Source organism: Desulfosporosinus burensis, from assembly GCF_054657535.1.
The window spans coordinates 417981-435386 of sequence record NZ_BAAHYN010000002.1; the positions used below are offsets into that span (position 1 = coordinate 417981).

The window sequence follows — 17406 nt, forward strand, 5'->3', positions numbered from 1 at the left end:
TTACTTCACCACCCCTTCATAAATGTAATAAACACCCGGCTGAGTACCTAACTCAGGTTTGCGAACTTCTCCTTTGTGCTTTGCCAAGAACTGAGAGGCTTGACTAAGTGGATCATTAAGGTCGCCAAAGATTAAAGCACTCCCGACACAGGTTGAAACACAAGCTGGTTTTTCACCTTTAGAAACCTTTGATTCGTAACAGAAGGTGCATTTGTCTACCGCACCCGTTTTCTTGTTCAAAAAACGAGCATCATAGGGGCAGGCCGTCATACAATACAGGCAACCAACACACTTGTCCTCATCGACTAAGACCACTCCATCTTCATTGTAATAAGAAGCATTTGTCGGACAAACACTAACACAGGGTGCCTTTTGACACATTTGACAGGCCTCTTTAATAAAAAACAGCGATACATTTGGATAGGTCCCCTTTAGCCCATCTGCGGGAGTCTTGGTTCTGAACTTTCCATCGGGTACATTATTTTGGAACTTACAAGCGACTGTACAAGCCTGACAGCCGATACACTTCGCAAGGTTAATGATCATGGTATACTTTTTAGCCAACAAAATCACCCTCTTTCTGTGAATTAAACTGTTTGACATCAAGAATTGTGGCCACCTCAGCGTAAACCGGGCGATGAGAATTCTTAATTCTTGGTAAAATACTTTCTAAAAAAGGAGTTAAATGCTTTTTTAGAAACTCTAATAATAATTCAGCCTGCCCATTGCTAGCTAGCAACGCACAGAACTCTAATTCAACCGCTAAATGGTCAGGAAGTTCTCCACTTTTTTCTCCCATAACATACCCACAATTTGCATAGAATTGTTGAACATTAAACGCCTCTTTACCTAGCACTAAACCTTCTTCCTCGCCATAAACAGAGGCATAAGGGGAGGCTTCAACTGCCCCAGTTTCGAAAAGTGGAATGTAGTGTTCCCATAAAGCATTGAGCCTCTGTTCCCCCGGTGGAAATTGCTGACAAAAGGCTTTTAATTTCTGGAGCGGTTCATCTATTTCCGGAATTATTTCAGACCAGAGATCCACCAACTCTTCTAAATGATCGGAGACCTCTAGATTAGGTCGGTGAAAAACAGCTGCAAAGGACAAATAAAGTTCTGCAATCACGCTATTATCCATTAGGCTTTCCGAACCGTTACAAACGTGGTCGAGGTAACGGTGTTGCCAACTTCCCCAATTTCATTAAGGATTATGTGATTACCATTGATACCCTTACCAAAAGCTCTCTTGAGTTCGGGTGAGATTCGTCCAAAACCGTGATAACAGAAAACGGTATCCGGCCGTATTCCTTCGGTCATTTTCAAGATTCCCTTATGCTCATAAATATCAGAGGAAATTACAATCTTATCTCCATCTTTCAAGCCGAGTTTTGTACAGCTCACTGGATTCATCCACAATGAATTAGTGGGCATTAACTCGTTCAAGATCGGGACATTCGCCGTTCCTGCGTTGGTGTGTACCGCTACTTTACCCTGAACGAACCGGAACTTTCCTTCTTCTGGTTGAGGATGACTGACATAGTTCGGAACACCTTGTTTTGTCGCTTCTTCCACATCTGCAGAGAAGATTTCAATCTTTTTACTATGATTCGTCAAAACCTTATCCAAGGATGCTTTAGCATCGTTAGCTCGGACATAGAAGGGGTTCATCCCTGGAGGAGTCCAAACTCCGATTTCCTTCATTTTGTCTAAGCTTAAACCCGTAGGAGCGAGTTGCTGGGTCATAAAGTCTTCCATATTCTTAAATTCGTAATAATCCCCAATGCCCATCTTTTCACCAAGCTCTTTATAAATCTGCCAGTATGGTTTTGTATCCGGATAAACAAGAGGTACTGCAGGTTGTCTGATCACATATTTGGGCGTTAATCCCGACATATCAAAAATCGGTTCATAGCGTTCTAAATAGGTGCATTCCGGTAATACCACATCTGAAAAATAGGCCGTGTCAGTCATATAAACATCACAGGTTACCAAAAGGTCTAGCTTTTTGAAGGCCTCTAAAACCCTCGGACTTTCAGTGATCGATATATAGGGATTAAATCGATGGACAAGCCAGGCACGGATAGGGTATGGCTCCTCAGTTAAGATACTCTCTACGATTTTACCCACAGCCCCATCATAAGCGGGAATAATTTGACCTGGTGTGCCTTTGACCCCTGTGCCATCAATTCGCCCTTTGGAAGCCTTGGGAAAACTCGGTTGTTTTACATTCCCTAACCCTTTGGCGTAAGCAGTTTGATCAGGAAAATCCTTCAAGAAACTGGCCGGTTTGGTTCTATAATATCCCCCAGGAACTTCTAAGTTTCCGATCATCATATTAACGATCAGAATTGCACGACGCAGTTGATAATCATTGGGTGTATAAGCCGTTCGCCAGCCAAAGTCTAAGATCGCTCGAGGTTTTGCAGCAGCAAACTCTCTAGTTATCTGAATGATTTTATCTTTGGAAATTCCAGTCTCTTTCTCTGCCCATTCCGGAGTTTTATCCTTAACCTCTTCGGCCCATTTCTCAAAGCCCTCTGTGTACTGGGAGATAAAGTTTTGATCATAGAGATTTTCTTGAATCATGATATTGGCCATGGCCATTACAAAAGCTAAATCAGCGGTGCCTTTGATCGGAAGCCATTCTCCTTTGGAGGCAGTAACACTAAAACGGGGATCGAGCACTACCAATTTAGCCCCATTGCTTAGCGCTTTAGAAACAGCTCTAGTCTGAGCAACGTGAATTCCCTCAAACCAGTTTCGACCAATGGAGATAAGATACTTGGCATTGGCATAATCGGCTTGAATCGCTTCATTCCCAAAGGTTGTGTCTAAGGCTACGGAACGAGTCATTGGACAAGTTGCCTCATGTGAAAACACATTAGGCGAACCCAAAGCTTTACCAATCGACCGGAAAAACCAATCATGAGGGCCTTTACGACTAGCCAAGGCGATCGCTTCCCCGCCGTATTGATCCTTGACGTTATATAATTTATCCGCTATATAGGTGTATGCTTCATCCCAACTTACTTCTTTGAATTTGCCATCCCCTCGTTCACCAGTACGAATCATCGGTTTCTTAATCCGTTGGGGGTCATAAAGCAGGGACGGACCAGCATTTCCTCTAGCACAGATTGAGCCCCCGAATGCCGCATCATTCGGATGACCATCAATTTTAAAGACTTTCCCGTTTTTGACTTTAACGGCAATTGGGCACTGGTTTCGACACATTTCACAGGAAGAAAAAACAGATGTTTCAAGTTCCTTATTTGTAGCCTCAGCTTTGAGCGAGTCCAGTCTATTGAAGGTACCGAACCCACCCACGAGCGCCATGGTAGCGCCGGTTCCATAAAGTGCACCCTTTAAGAAATTTCTTCGTTTCATAGTTTTCCCTCCACTCATCACAACATCATAACCTTGATAATTTCTAAACCTAAATAGTTTAACAGCCGCCCACCATTTCCTGAACCTCAGGCTTCGCTTCTGCAGCATTACCACCACCATTATTGGAGTCACTACTATCATCAGTATCAGCACTGCTGCTACCCGCTGAGCTGACGATTCCTCTCCACTGCAACATGCCCCCAGTTAAGACTTTAACTTTGGTTTGGTCATAGCCTTTCTTGACCAGAAGATGCCATGCTGACTGCGCGCGGCTACCGTTAAGGTCGATTAAGACAATCTCTTTGTCCTTACTAATCTGGGCAAGATTCTTCTCTAGATCACCCAAAGGTCTATTAAGCGCCATCTTGATATGCCCAGTGGCATATTCTCTGGCTTCCCGTACGTCAATTAACTGCCACTCTTTATTAGCCTCTAGAGCTGCTTCCAAAACATCGACCGATACGTTGGCTGTAGACGGTATCATGTCGGCGGGGACGCCTTGGACCGGTTGAGTGGCATTCTGATTAACGTTTGCCTGCGACGAAGCTTGCCCCTTGTCAACGTTGCCCACCGTTGATGGGCTATTGCAGCCGACTAAAAAAGTCATGCCAAAACCTAATAACAATAGATAGACAACGGTCAAACCCATGGATCTCATTGACATCGACTTAACTTTCAAATTTCTCGCCCTCCTCTTAATAAAAAATTCACAAGTCTGATTAAGATGATTTCTTCAATCATCGTTAAAAAGCTCTATAAGTTTTATTCTTCAAGTGATATATTTCTCCTGCCATTATTGCTTATTACTCTTATTCTTTAATATTATAAGCATATAACAAAAAATTATAGGCTATAATTAATTTTAAATAAAGCAATCCTTTAAAATTTATAAGAAATATTATCCTATTGTTTAAGGTTATAGACATATAATAAAGATTTATAAGCTTAAATTAATTGTGATAAAGGTTTTTTTCACATGTTCGTAGAATATTTAAGCTAAATAACATATTCTAAGAAACTTAGAATATAGTTCAACTTGAAAGGATGATTAATATGTTAAAAAGAAAATTAACTCCCATCTTGTCCCTCCTCCTGATTTCTGGCCTTCTTGCTACTGGTTGTGGTCAAGCAGCGCAGCCCGCTACTACTCCTCCGGCAGCTCCACCAGTAGCAGCCGTATCTACTCCTGCGGAAGACCCCGCAAAAGCAATTAAAGGAGCTGTTGAAACTTATTTCAACGATATTGGCTCCACTGTGAAAAATTCTTATAAGATAGCTGAGAAAGATTTAAAGGATGAGCTCGACAAAAACCCAGATAAATACGTAATATTGGATGTACGTAAAGCAGATGCTTATGCTCAAGGGCATATCAAGGGATCCATTAACGTACCTTATGGCCCAGATATCGCCAAAAACTTCGAGAGCATTCGTGCAATCGCCAAAGACAAAACCTTAATCGTTGCTTGCTATACCGGACAGACCGCTGGTCAAACAGATTCACTTCTCAACGTTGCCGGAATCAAGACCCTCTCCTTAAACTCTGGTATGGGTGGCAGTAGTATGCCAGGCTTTGAGACCAGAGGCTGGTTAGGACAGAAGTATCCCACTGTAACAGAAGTGACTGCAATGCCGACCATTCCTGCTGTTGCTGGTAAGAGCAAAGCAATTGATGAGGCAGTTCAGAAGTATTTTTATGAAATGCCGAAAGATTCCTATAAGATTGATCTCCCGGTTATGAAAGAGGCTCTAGCTAAAGAGGCTGACAAATACTACATTGTTGATGTTCGCAAAGCAGAAGATTTTGCCAAAGGCCACGTAAAAGGCGCAGTTAACGTTCCCTACGGTCCTGATGTCGCGAAAAACCTCGATTCGATCAAGGAAAAAAGCCAAGGCAAGACTGTCGTTGTCTATTGTTATACCGGACAAACGGCTGGACAGGTAGACTCCTTGCTTAATATCTCTGGCATCCCCACCAAGAGTCTGAATTACGGATTCGGGATGGCTGGCTTTAGCAAAGGGTGGAGTTCTGACAAATCTTACGAAGTTGTCCAATAACTTCTTAATAGAACAACCTTTAATAAAACGAGAGAAGAGATGGCTAAGCCGTCTCTTCTCTCGTTTTATTAATCACTGCATACTCTCTAACTCTGAAACTCACTCCACAATGAGCAGATTTTGATGTTTTTTATACATCTTCATCATTTGATTTTTCATGAAAATTTCTTGATAGCCCTTTAAACCAATTATAGAACAAAAAACTGGGAATAATAAGACTGAATCTTAAAGGAGGTCTTGTAATGACTGAAAATAAATCCAAAGAAAAGTTCATAGCAAACCCCATCGAAAGACATGACACGGCTGCTTGGCGAGGGCACATCGAAAGTGTTAAACCCCAATCAAATGTTCCTATCCCCAGTGAAGAATCAGTGCATAATGCCAAGGAATGGGTGGATACAAACTCCTTGTCCTAAAAAAGCAAAACTAAACAGGAATGACTCCCGAACCACAATGGTCCGGGAGTCATTCCTGTTTTAACTGTACGAATTAAGGCATGTCAATTGTAGATAATTGACATGCCTTTAGTCATTCTTAGTTTGACACCCTTACACAGTTTATCAGTATTGCATTTCTGCGTAACGCTTTAAGGTCTGATATTTTTCTCGAGCGTGCCCCTCTGCTGCATCGAACATTTCTTGAGCGACATCTGGGAATACGTTCATGAGCGAAGAATAACGGATTTCCCCTTTTATGAAATCTTGGAAAGAAGCAGTCGGTTCTTTGGAGTCGAGAACAAACGGATTCTTACCTTGCTCTTTAAGACGAGGGTCATGTCTCCAGAGATGCCAGTACCCTGATTCTACAGCCTTTTTCTGTTGCATGATACTTGTGCCCATGCCGGATTTTATCCCGTGGTTCACACAAGTAGCATAAGCAATGATAATCGACGGCCCAGGATAGCTTTCTGCTTCAGCAATCGCTTTAATCGTTTGATTCATATTAGCTCCCATAGCAATTTGAGCAACATAGACATAGCCATAGGTCGAAGCCATCAGTCCGAGATCTTTTTTACGGACTTTCTTCCCTGCTGCGGCAAACTTTGCGATGGCTGCCGTCTGGGTTGCCTTGGAGGCCTGTCCCCCCGTATTAGAGTAAACCTCAGTGTCCATCACAAGGATATTCACATCATCCCCACTCGCGATGACATGGTCTATTCCATTATAACCAATATCATAAGCAAAACCATCTCCACCAAAAATCCAAACAGAGGGTTTGATGAGATAATCCTTCTTCTCCTTGATTTCGAGAAGCAGCGGATTGCCAGAGACATCTTCGTTGTTCAGCGCTTCCAGTACGCGCGCCGCTGCTCTCTTAGATCCTTCTCCATCTTCCAGGTTTTCCAGCCATTCCCGGAAAGTCCCTTTAAGGTTTTCGCTCAGAGAACTTTCCATGCCTTGTTGCATCAGCTGGACTATTTTAGCTCGAATTTGCTTGGCACCAAGATATATGCCATAGCCGAACTCAGCATTATCCTCAAAAAGCGGACTCATCCAGGCCGGTCCTTTCCCTTCTGCATTAACCGTATACGGAATAGAGGGAGCACTACCGCCCCAGATGGAGGAACATCCTGTAGCATTGGCAATTACCATACGGTCACCATACAACTGGGTAATAAGCCTTGCATAGGGTGTCTCACCACAGCCAGGACAAGCACCATTGAATTCAAGCAGCGGCTGGGCAAATTGACTTCCTTTTAAGGTCTTAACATCCATGAGATGGCGTTTTTCGGTAACGTTTTTAATGGCATATTCCCAGTTTTCTGATTCCATTTCAATCTCATGGTCGGCGGGTTTCATGATAATTGCTTTACCTGGTGCGGGACAAACATCGGCACAGTTTCCACAACCTGTACAATCAAGCGGTGTGACCTGAATGCGATAGTGGTAACCTTCAAGCCCTTTGCCGATCGGTTTTTTTGTTTTGAAGGTATCCGGGGCTTTTTCAAGCTCGCTATCCTCCAAGAGGAAGGGCCGAATGGTGGCATGGGGACAGACATAAGCACACTGATTACATTGAATACATTTATCGATTTGCCATTCGGGTATATAAACTGCAATTCCTCGTTTTTCATACTGCGTTGTGCTTAGTGGGAAAGTTCCATCTTCAACACCTACAAAAGCACTGGTGGGCAGGTCTTCTCCTTCATGACGGGCCATAGGTCGTTGAATATTTTTAATAAAGTCTGGCTCACCCTTAATGGGCATATCCTCATCAGGAACCTCAGCCCAAGCAGCAGGAACCTCCACTTTATGTAAGGCATCAATACCACGATCGACAGCCTTATGGTTCATCTCAACAATATTGGACCCCTTCTTGCCATAGACTTTCTGGATAGAGTCTTTTAGATATTGAATGGCATCCTCGAGAGGGATTACCTTTGCTAATTTAAAGAAAGCAGACTGCATGACCATGTTGATGCGTCCGCCGAGCCCAATTTCTCTGGCAATGGAAATAGCATCGATGATATAGAAATTGATCTTATTTTTAGCAACATAACGTTTGAGAAAGGCTGGCAAATGATCTTCTAATTCATCTGCTCGCCATGGACAGTTGAGAACAAAGGTTCCTCCTTTTTTCAGCCCCCTTAGGATATCATAGTGATAGATAAATGACTTATTATGGCAAGCAATATAATCCGCATCAAACACCAGATAAGACGATTTGATAGGTTGCTCGCCAAAGCGCAGGTGTGAGATTGTCGTTCCACCAGATTTTTTACTATCATATTCAAAGTAACCCTGAACATTAAGGTCAGTATTATCTCCAATAATTTTTATGGCGCTTTTATTTGCTCCAACCGTACCATCAGAGCCAAGTCCCCAGAACTTACAGCGGATTGTTCCTTCTGGCGAAGTGTCAACTGTCTCTTCTATTGGTAAGGAAGTGTGGCTCACATCATCGATAATACCTATCGTAAAGTGATCCTTAGGCTGAGCCTTCTTCAAGTTCTGGTAAGCAGCAAGAATCTGCGGGGGAGTAGTGTCTCTTGAGCCTAGACCATAGCGTCCCCCAACGATCATTGGTTTTGAAGTTTCATGGTTAAAGATTTGTAAAACATCTAGGTACAGAGGCTCACCGGTAGAACCAGGTTCCTTGGTTCGGTCTAGGACGGCGATTTTCTGAACGGATTTTGGCAGGACGTCAAAGAAGTATTTTTTGGCAAATGGGCGATAGAGGTGGACTTTAATGAGCCCGACTTTTTCTCCTCTTTGGGCCATAAAGTCGATCGTTTCCTCGATGGTGTTACAGACGGAACCCATAGCTATGAGGATGTTTTCGGCCTCGGGGTCACCATAATACTGGAAGGGATGGTACTCGCGACCCGTTAATTTCTTGATTTCTTTGAAATAATCTTCGACGATGTCAGGAACGGCTTCGAAGAAGGGGTTGGAAACCTCACGTCCTTGGAAATAGATGTCTGGATTTTGGGCAGTCCCTCTGAGGACAGGACGGTTTGGATTTAAAGACCGGTCTCTAAATTCCTGAATCTTGTCAAAGTCGACAAGTTTAGCAATTTCGTCATAACTTGTCGTCTCAATTTTTTGAACTTCATGGGAGGTTCTGAACCCATCAAAAAAATGCAATACTGGAACCCGGGACCTAATCGCTGCAAGATGAGCAACAAAACCTAAGTCCATCGCTTCTTGAACATCGTTCGAGCAAATCATTGTAAAACCGGTTTGACGAGCAGCATTAATATCTTGATGATCGCCAAAAATTGATAATGCATGGGTTGCTAAAGCCCTGGCAGTGACATGGAATACTGCTGGCACTAGATTTCCAACCAATTTATACATTTCAGGAATCATCAGAAGTAAACCTTGGGAAGCCGTATAGGTTGTGGTTAGGGCTCCAGCTTGGAGGGAGCCGTGTAAGGCGGCCGAAGCGCCGGACTCGGATTGCATCTCAACAACTCTAACCGGTTGGTCAAATAAATTCTTTTTGCCATGTGCTGCCCATTCGTCAACGCCCTCAGCCATCGGAGAAGAGGGCGTAATTGGGAAGATGGTTGCAACCTCAGTCAGAGCATAAGATGCTTCAGCTGCGGCCTGATTTCCATCCATTGTTTTCATCTTCTTAGCCACATTAAGAACCTCCTAAAAAACCTTTAATCTAAAGTTTAAATTAGTATTTGTTACTGGAGGACTCTCATACATAGTTTTGAAGTAAAAAACACCTATTTTTCATAAAAATGTTTAAAAAATTAAAAACTCCTAGACTTTTTTAATCTAGGAGTTTTATAAACGTGGATTTTATTTGCCATCGCAAAAGTTCCATACACACCATCACCTGTTTAAGGTTGCTATATTGTCAGACTATTAACTTCAGTGGCAAGTTTTCCCTCCTTAAACCAAAGGCTATAGATTACCGGAATGATCACAAGGGTTAGTAACGTTGAGACTGTTAATCCGCACATAATTGCTACTGACAAGGGTTCGAACAGGTCACTGCCGGAGAGAGCTAAGGGAACCAGACCGATGACCGTTGTCATGGAACTTAGGAAAATGGGCCGATAGCGTTTGCTGACAGCATCGAAGCAGGCATCCGTGACTGTCATGCCCTCTTGACGAGCTCTGTTGATATATTCAATTAAAAGAATGGCATTTTTAATCACCACTCCCATTAGGCTGACGACCCCGACCATCGCTGTAAAGGAAAGGGGCTGGCCGAAAGCTAACAGGCCGATAATCACCCCGAAAAGTGAGAGTGGTATCGTGATAAATATGACAAAAGGCTGCAAGAAGGAGCGAAACTGGAGCATGAGAATGAGATAGATGGCAAAGAGGGCAAATAGAGCAGCTGTGCCCAGATCGCCAAAATTATCACTAATATCTTTCGCTTCCCCTTTGTAAGTGAGGCTAACCCCTTTTAACTCGTCTGGGTTTTGGGCGAGGATTTGTTTAAGGTTATTTTCAATCGTAATGGCACTGTGACCGGGTTTAACTTGAGAGGAGACGGTAATAGCCAGCTCCCGATCGTATTTGCGGATCGTAGGAATAGAGGCTTCCAGGTTAAGGGTGGCTAACTGTTTGAGTAGGGCTTTCTGGCCGGAGAGAGAGGATTTGATGGCTAGGTTTTCCAAGGCCTCTTTAGAGTGAATATCACTGGTGACTAAGATAGGGTATTCATTGCCAGCTTTGTGGAAAACAGTCGCTTCGGCACCTTTTAAAGCGATATTGATCTGGCGCTCAATATCATAGTTGGTGATACCCAATTGGGAAGCTTTGTCATGGTCGACATTAACGGTAAATTGGTATTCGGCACTGTCCAGGTCGTCATTCACATTCAAAGTGCCCGGGATCGCGGCCAGTTGATCATGGATATAGTTGACAGCCTTGGTTAGGGCCTGCTGATCATTACTGTTGACCTGAATACCTATGGGGGTTCCTGGGAAGGCCTTTTCCAGCAATTCTGCTCGGGCTGTTCCCCCGATCAAGCTCTTGTCCAACAATTCTTGCATAAAGACCGCCATTTCCTGGTTGGATTTAAAGCGGTCGCCCTTGGACAAGTCCACTTTCAGCAGAACTTGAGCAAAATCTTGTGACGGAGAGGATTTGGCTACTGTTAAATAGAATTTGGGAAGTCCTTCCCCTAGAGAGGTGGTATAATCCAAGACTTCTTGCTGGGCAGAGACGAGCTTTTCCACCTGCTGAGCCACTCGGTCAGTATTATCGAGGTCAGCTGAGGTTTCAGCATGGATATCAATATAAAACATATTGACGTCCGCTTTGGGGAAAAACATCACCGGCAACCTAAAGGCTAAGAGCACAGTAAGGGCCAGCAAGGAGAGGGCTAAGAGAAGTGTCATTTTCTTATACTTCATACCAATCGCCAGGAAGCCTTGGTAGAAGTTTTTGACAGGGGATCGCTGATGAATTTTTCCCGGTTTGAGTTGATCAAAAAAGATATATGCTAGGGCCGGGGTAACAAAGATAGCCACTATAAACGAGGCAGCGACAGCCAAGATCACGACCTGAGGCAAGGCACGAAGGAACTCTCCGGCCGGACCGGGTACGAAGAGCATGGGGGTAAAAGCAGCCGCAGTGGTTAATGTCGCCGTGAATACTGGTAGGACAGCCCGCTTTGTACCGATTACACAGGCGGACATTTTCTCCATTCCTTCGTCGATCAGAACCTGGATCGAATCAATGATCACGATAGCATCATCAATCAACATCCCTAAAGCAATGATCAAGGCAGCGATGGAGATCTCATGCACTCTGATCTGGAGGATGTACATGGCACAGAAAGCGATCAGGATGGAGATGGGTACGGCTGCAGAAGCGACAATGGCATTCTTCAGTCCCATACCAAGGAAAACGACCACTAGGACCAGGGCTATTCCTTCGAGCAGGTTTCTAAAGAAGTTAGTCACACTTTCATTAACATTGGCTGGTTGGTAGATGACCTCATCGACGGTTAAGCCAGGCGGCATTTGCTGCTTGAGCTGATTAAGTTTGGTCTGCAAGTCTTGGCCTATGAGAACGATATTCTTATTGTCAGAAAAATAGGCACTTAGCAAAATAGCGTTGCGGCCGTTTTCTCTGATCCGGGTCGTGGAATTTGCCAACTGCCAAGACACCGTGGCAATATCGTTTAAATGGACGATAGCTCCGGTAGTTTTAGAGACTGATACGACCGAATTTTCGATGTCCTGAAGGGAGTTAAAACTGCCCGGGATACTGACATTGATCTTGGTCGTTCCATTACTCAGCGAACCTGAGGGAATATTGACATTTTGAATTTTTAAAGCATTGACAATGTCATCCAAGGATAGGGCAAATTGATTCAATCGGGCAGTATTGACTTCTACCTGGGCTTCTTTTTTTTGTACCCCATCCACTTCAAAGCGGGCTAGGCCGTTAACTTTGCTCAACTCATTTTTATACTGATCGGCGAAGTCGGAAAGCTGTTCATAAGAATACTGATCGCCTGAAAAGCTGAGAATCATGCCGGGAGTACCCGCTAAATCGGTATCAACCTCGATCTTTTGGCATTCTGAAGGCAGACTGCTTTGGAGCTCGTCCATATAGCGGCGCAGATCGATCCAGGCTTTATCGACATCGGCATCATTTTGTAGTTCTAACACGACGATGGAAACGCTGTTGCGGGAATAGGAGGAGGAAGTTTTGTAACCTGGAACTTCGATGGTTTTATCTTCGATGACTTTGGTGACGAGTTTTTCTACATCGGCGGGTTCGGCTCCCGGATAGACTGTCTTAATAATCGCAAAAGGGGCGTTTACATTGGGGCTTTCCTGTTTGGGTATGACATAATAACTGTAAAGCCCGAGCAACAAGGTCACTAACGTGAAAAAAAGGGTAAAGCGGCGATTATGAATAACTTGATAAATCAGACCCTTTTCCATCATTGCCCTCCTGCCGTCTGAGGGATCGTTACTTTCATGCCCTCACTCAGTTCCTTCATGCCGGAGGTGACCAGGTTATCTCCCGAATTAAGCCCTTCAACTCGCACATTAAAGCCCTGACTGTTTTTTAAGCTAATATTCTTTTTCACAGCCCGGTCAGCTTGGACAATAAAAACGTAATCCTCGCCGTCATTCATTACAGCAGAAATAGGGATCCAGATGCCTTTCTCTGTACCGTTAGCTAGTGAAACATCGGCTGTGGCACCAATAAAATAGGCCTGGGCCGGGATTTCTTCGGTTAATTTAATCTCTGTGTTATAGGTACGAGTCTCGGTATCCGGCACTTGATCGATGCGGGTTACTTCTCCCGCTCCGCTAAAGCTACCGACTTTGACTTCAACTCGCGTCCCTAGCTTAATCTTCGCGGCATCGGTCTGGTTGAGACCGACATTGATCACTTGCTTCTGGCTGCGGACGACGATGACAGGATAGCCAGCGGCTAGATTTTCCCCTTCCTTATAGAGGATATCGGTCACATAGCCCTCCATATCTGCATAAAGCTTGGTATCGTTGAGAACATTTTGTTTGGCTTCAACATCGACTTGAGCCTTCTGGTAATTGGACTCTTTAACATCCCTATCCAGCTTGGCTTTATCCAGATCAAGTTGGGCCATGGCTCCGGCCTTTAAGAGTTCCTGATAATTGGTATATTGGGATTGGGCATCCAGATACACTTTCTCAGCCTGAGAGAGGTTAAGTTGAGAATTGCGCAGGGCTAGGGAATGATCAGTTTGATCCAGGCTGGCGAGCAGCTCCCCCTGATGGATAGCCTCTCCTTTGCTTACATTCAGTTGTGCTAATTTCCCTGGGACTTTAAAACTGTACTTCTTTAATTCACCAGAGCCGATGACGCCTAAGTACTCCAACCTAACCGACTGGGACTGTTCGGTCAGCGCTGAAACCGTTACCGGTCGAGTAATCTCCACCGAGGTGGTGTCTGTCGGTTGAGAACTGCAGCCGATTAAAAAGACATGAAGCAGAAAAAAGGTTATGAAGACAGCAGTCAGCTGTTTGGTTTTTAACATAGTTTAGAAATTCCTCCTCAACGATTTAGGATGCCGTAAAACAAAAGCTTTTTCATTTGTTCTAGAAGTTGGTTAATAGTGATGTCATTAGCATTTAAAAATTGGTCTTCCATGGGTGACAGAACCGTCTTAGTAAACGTCAGCATCATAATGGCAGGATCAAGGTCATCCCGGATCTCACCTTTGGCGATGCCCTCCTCTAAGACGGTCATAGCCATCTGTTGTCGGAAACGGCGGATTTCTGCAATAGTCTCCTGTTCGGCGGGAAAATAACGCTGCAGTTCATTGAGGACGCGGAAGGGAATGGCTGGATAGGAGTAAACGGAAAGGATAGCGTTGAGCTTTTCAAGCCAGGTCGTACAGCGATCGATTTCTTGCAGCACCCGTTGTTTTTCGATTTCAGCAGCCCTTTGCACAATTTCCGAGATCAGGGCGTTTTTGGAGGCGAAGTATTTATAGAGGGTTTTTTTACTCATGCTCAGTTCGCCGGTGATGTCATCCAACGTAAAGCCTCGTAAGCCGTATTTTTTAATGGACTCAGTAGCGGTCTGGATAATTCGCTCACGCATGATTAACCTCCTAATTTCCTTGATATGATGAATATACTTTTAGGATTGGCAACGGTTAAAGTCTCGGGGGAAACTTTGCCAGTATCTCTAGTTTACTTCTGATTGTTTATGGAATCAAGGGGTCGTGCCTAGTTTTTCTTCTTCAGCCTATTAAAGTCTTAAAATCCATAGGCGAGAACTGTGACATACTAACCTTACTTGCTAAAGCATTTCAATAGTTATAACCTATAGCTATCTATTATTAAAAGGAGGTTTTAACTTATGTCCTATCTACTGAAACCACTGCAGGCCGGCTCTTTAACCCTCACTAACCGTTTGGTAATGCCACCGATGGCTACCGCGAAAGCAGATCCTGATGGGAAAGTAAACCCGTCAATTCTAGACTACTATGCCGAAAAATCCGCTGGCGGCTACCTTTCGCTTATTATAATTGAACACAGTTATATCTCATTAGATGGCAAAGCAAGTGACCTACAGCTTTCCGTTTCTGACGACACCATGGTTGAAGATCTAAAGAAATTGGCGGAGGTCATTCAACGTAATAACTCAAAGGCCATAATGCAAATCAACCATGCTGGAAGCAATACAACTCAAGAAATTACCGGAACTACTCCAGTGGCACCTTCAGCTGTTGCGCACCCACGTAGAGGAAGTATGCCCAATGAGCTTACCCGTGAGGAAATTACCAATATCATCAGGGCCTTTGGAGATGCAGCTCGACGTACTAAGCAGGCTGGTTTTGATGGCGTGGAAATCCATTCCGCCCATGGTTACCTTCTCAATCAATTTTTCTCTCCGCTAACTAACAAACGTACCGATGAATACGGTGGAAATGTCCATAACCGTATTCGCCTTCACCTACAAGTCATTGAAGCGATACGCGCTGCAGTGGGTGACGACTTCCCCATTCTTCTACGCTTAGGTGCCTCAGATTTTAGAGAAGGGGGAATTATTATCGAGGATAGTCAACTTGCTGCCCAAGAATTTGAAAAGGCTGGTGTAAACATTCTGGACATTTCCGGCGGTTTCTCAGGATATATGATCCCTGGCCTTAGCGGACAAGGTTTTTTCGCACCGCTCAGCGAAGCCATCAAAAAAGTGGTCTCCATTCCAGTGATTCTCACTGGTGGAATAACCGAAGTCCAAGCTGCTGAACAATTGCTTGAAGAAGGGAAAGCAGATCTTATAGGGGTAGGAAGAGCGATCCTTAATAATTCCAAGTGGGCAGAGCAGGCTATCAATAGCTTACGGTAAAAGTCCTAGTCCCCAGTCCATACTCCTTATTCCCTAGTCCCCCCAAGGCTTTTTTGCATTACTCAATTCCTTAAATCTCCTAACAAGAAACAGGGGGACAGGTGCACTGTTTCATTAAGAAACAATGCACCTGTCCCCCTGTTTTCTCCACCAATGACACTATTCATTTCTTTAATAAACAATCTTTTCCAAACCAAAGAGACTTTATAACGTTAAAATATTAGGTCTCTTAATGCAATTTTCGCGCAAAGTCCGGGTCTCTTTATTTTTGCATATTTAATCCCGATAAAATTCTGTGACCAATTAAAACCTTTGTGCCACAACCAATGTCTGCCCATACAGTGTATGTCTGTCACAGCAACCTCCTCAGCTCCTATTTACTTTGGTCAATGATTGCAAAAAGAACCTTTTCTACTTCTTCAGCAAAGGTTTTTAGTTCCTGTTTGTTAAAAATACTAGCTAAGCCAGTCGGTCGGATCGTGCTTATGACTATTTTTCCCTCTGCAGAATAAACGTTAATCCTACAAGGCATTAAGAGGCTGACCACCAAATCTATGTCTAAAGCATTCGCAGCAAACTTGGCATTACATACTTCTAATATCTTTAAAGGTTGAATTTTAAAGTTTTTCTCTGCAAGAGTTTCCTGGACATCGTGTATATGCAATACTCGAAATCCATTTGCCTGAGTTTGTTCTTCAACTGATTTTACAGCTTCCTCAAAAGTTTTAGTCGTAGATACTGAATAAATAGGTTCCATAATACACCATACACCTTTCATGAAAAAAATATCCTAAGACTAACTGTAATGGATTGTTTCAAGTAGTTGTTAGTTGCCACTTCCACTATAAAATTGGAAGTTTAGGCAGACCTAATTATTTAGACTATCTTCAGTATATCGTCACCATAGTAGTTTATCCCAATCGTTAACAACTCTTTTATCGGGTGGCAATCCGGAGCCCGAACTTTGCCTAGCCGATCCTTAGCTACAGCACCACACCCTCCCCCACAAATTAGACCCACCTCACAGTCTTGGCATTCGGGAATCGTCAGAACACTGCGTTCCTGCCATTCTTTAACTTCCTCGGCTTTGAGTTGAAACACTGGGAAATAAGTCCCAAGTTTAAATTTTTCTTGCCCAGTAGTTGCCGTACAGCCATAAATATCGCCGTAGAGATCAAAGACCCATTCAGTTTTACAAGCTGGGCAAGTGTCGTAAGAGGGTAGGTTAGTTCGCCCGTCTGAACAAGGTGATTGATGCCCTTAAATTCAGGTTTATGAAACTTCTTTAACAAAGGATATTTTTCCGCCAACTTGGCAAACGTGGCCCAGTGCTCGGCGTGTCCCAGCAAATGCCCAGGTGTGGCCGAACACTCAAATAGCTCGTAATTACGTCCAACTTGTGTTTTAAAACGTTGCGGTGGGAGATCCAGCCAGCCTCTACTCTCTAAATCCTCAGCTAAGGTTACCAGCTCTTCAAAGTTAGATTTATCCAGAACTACCCGTAGTTTGATCCCATTCTGGTAGCAATAAGGGCAGGCTAGATTACAAGAGTAGGTCGGAACAAGAAGGACTTGCGGAGCCGTCTCCTCCAAAGCCTCTTTGAATTCAGGCCAACGTACATCTAAACGATTCTTCTCGGCTCGCTCATTGGGATAGAGATAACCGCGCTCGCTTAAATACTGCAGAA

14 protein-coding genes are annotated in these 17406 nt (G+C 43.8%); 3 read left to right on the plus strand and 11 right to left on the minus strand.

Annotated elements, in window-relative coordinates; genetic code table 11:
• The 4 genes from ACYQ3Q_RS05095 to ACYQ3Q_RS05110 are packed head-to-tail and all read right to left on the minus strand — an operon-like array spanning position 1 to position 4063.
• Positions 1-564 (minus strand): 4Fe-4S dicluster domain-containing protein, encoded by a 564-nt coding sequence (locus ACYQ3Q_RS05095; RefSeq protein WP_459927542.1) that lies wholly within the window; start codon positions 562-564, stop codon positions 1-3.
• Entirely contained in the window at positions 557-1138 is a 582-nt protein-coding gene (locus ACYQ3Q_RS05100; protein ID WP_459927543.1) for a TorD/DmsD family molecular chaperone, read from the minus strand. Before ACYQ3Q_RS05100 ends, ACYQ3Q_RS05095 begins: the two co-directional genes overlap by 8 nt.
• Entirely contained in the window at positions 1138-3384 is a 2247-nt protein-coding gene (gene phsA, locus ACYQ3Q_RS05105; protein WP_459927544.1) for a thiosulfate reductase PhsA, read from the minus strand. Before phsA ends, ACYQ3Q_RS05100 begins: the two co-directional genes overlap by 1 nt.
• 58 nt (positions 3385-3442) lie before the next feature.
• Complete coding sequence (locus ACYQ3Q_RS05110) at positions 3443-4063, minus strand: rhodanese-like domain-containing protein (RefSeq protein WP_459927545.1); 621 nt, start codon at positions 4061-4063, stop codon at positions 3443-3445.
• 374 nt (positions 4064-4437) lie between these two features.
• Here ACYQ3Q_RS05110 and ACYQ3Q_RS05115 point away from each other — a divergent pair, with 374 nt between their 5' ends.
• On the plus strand, positions 4438-5439 hold the full coding sequence (locus tag ACYQ3Q_RS05115) for a rhodanese-like domain-containing protein (RefSeq protein WP_459927546.1): 1002 nt from the start codon (positions 4438-4440) through the stop codon (positions 5437-5439).
• Between the two features lie 242 nt (positions 5440-5681).
• Positions 5682-5855: a CDIF630_02480 family spore surface protein gene (locus tag ACYQ3Q_RS05120; protein WP_459927547.1), complete on the plus strand. Its 174-nt coding sequence runs from the start codon at positions 5682-5684 to the stop codon at positions 5853-5855.
• A 144-nt stretch (positions 5856-5999) separates the two neighbouring features.
• Here ACYQ3Q_RS05120 and nifJ read toward each other — a convergent pair whose 3' ends face one another.
• The 4 genes from nifJ to ACYQ3Q_RS05140 form a co-directional block, all read right to left on the minus strand.
• The gene (gene nifJ / locus ACYQ3Q_RS05125) at positions 6000-9527 is read right to left on the minus strand and encodes a pyruvate:ferredoxin (flavodoxin) oxidoreductase (protein WP_459927548.1); all 3528 of its coding nucleotides are present in this window, start codon (positions 9525-9527) and stop codon (positions 6000-6002) included.
• A gap of 218 nt (positions 9528-9745) precedes the next feature.
• Entirely contained in the window at positions 9746-12811 is a 3066-nt protein-coding gene (locus ACYQ3Q_RS05130; protein WP_459927549.1) for an efflux RND transporter permease subunit, read from the minus strand.
• Complete coding sequence (locus tag ACYQ3Q_RS05135; RefSeq protein ID WP_459927550.1) at positions 12811-13896, minus strand: efflux RND transporter periplasmic adaptor subunit; 1086 nt, start codon at positions 13894-13896, stop codon at positions 12811-12813. Before ACYQ3Q_RS05135 ends, ACYQ3Q_RS05130 begins: the two co-directional genes overlap by 1 nt.
• 17 nt (positions 13897-13913) lie before the next feature.
• Entirely contained in the window at positions 13914-14465 is a 552-nt protein-coding gene (locus ACYQ3Q_RS05140; protein WP_459927551.1) for a TetR/AcrR family transcriptional regulator, read from the minus strand.
• Positions 14466-14726: 261 nt separating this feature from the next.
• Here ACYQ3Q_RS05140 and ACYQ3Q_RS05145 point away from each other — a divergent pair, with 261 nt between their 5' ends.
• Positions 14727-15719, plus strand: coding sequence for an NADH:flavin oxidoreductase (locus tag ACYQ3Q_RS05145; RefSeq protein WP_459927552.1), 993 nt, complete (start codon positions 14727-14729; stop codon positions 15717-15719).
• Positions 15720-16092: 373 nt separating this feature from the next.
• On the opposite strand, the gene ACYQ3Q_RS05150 is transcribed toward ACYQ3Q_RS05145, so the two are convergent.
• The 3 genes from ACYQ3Q_RS05150 to ACYQ3Q_RS05160 all read right to left on the minus strand — a co-directional run bounded on the left by ACYQ3Q_RS05150 (position 16093) and on the right by ACYQ3Q_RS05160 (position 17311).
• Positions 16093-16497 (minus strand): DUF302 domain-containing protein, encoded by a 405-nt coding sequence (locus ACYQ3Q_RS05150; RefSeq protein WP_459927553.1) that lies wholly within the window; start codon positions 16495-16497, stop codon positions 16093-16095.
• A gap of 98 nt (positions 16498-16595) precedes the next feature.
• A complete protein-coding gene (locus ACYQ3Q_RS05155; protein ID WP_459927584.1) occupies positions 16596-16880 on the minus strand; it encodes an SPASM domain-containing protein in 285 nt (94 codons plus the stop codon).
• A complete protein-coding gene (locus tag ACYQ3Q_RS05160; RefSeq protein WP_459927554.1) occupies positions 16766-17311 on the minus strand; it encodes a hypothetical protein in 546 nt (181 codons plus the stop codon). Before ACYQ3Q_RS05160 ends, ACYQ3Q_RS05155 begins: the two co-directional genes overlap by 115 nt.
• Positions 17312-17406 lie beyond the last annotated feature (95 nt).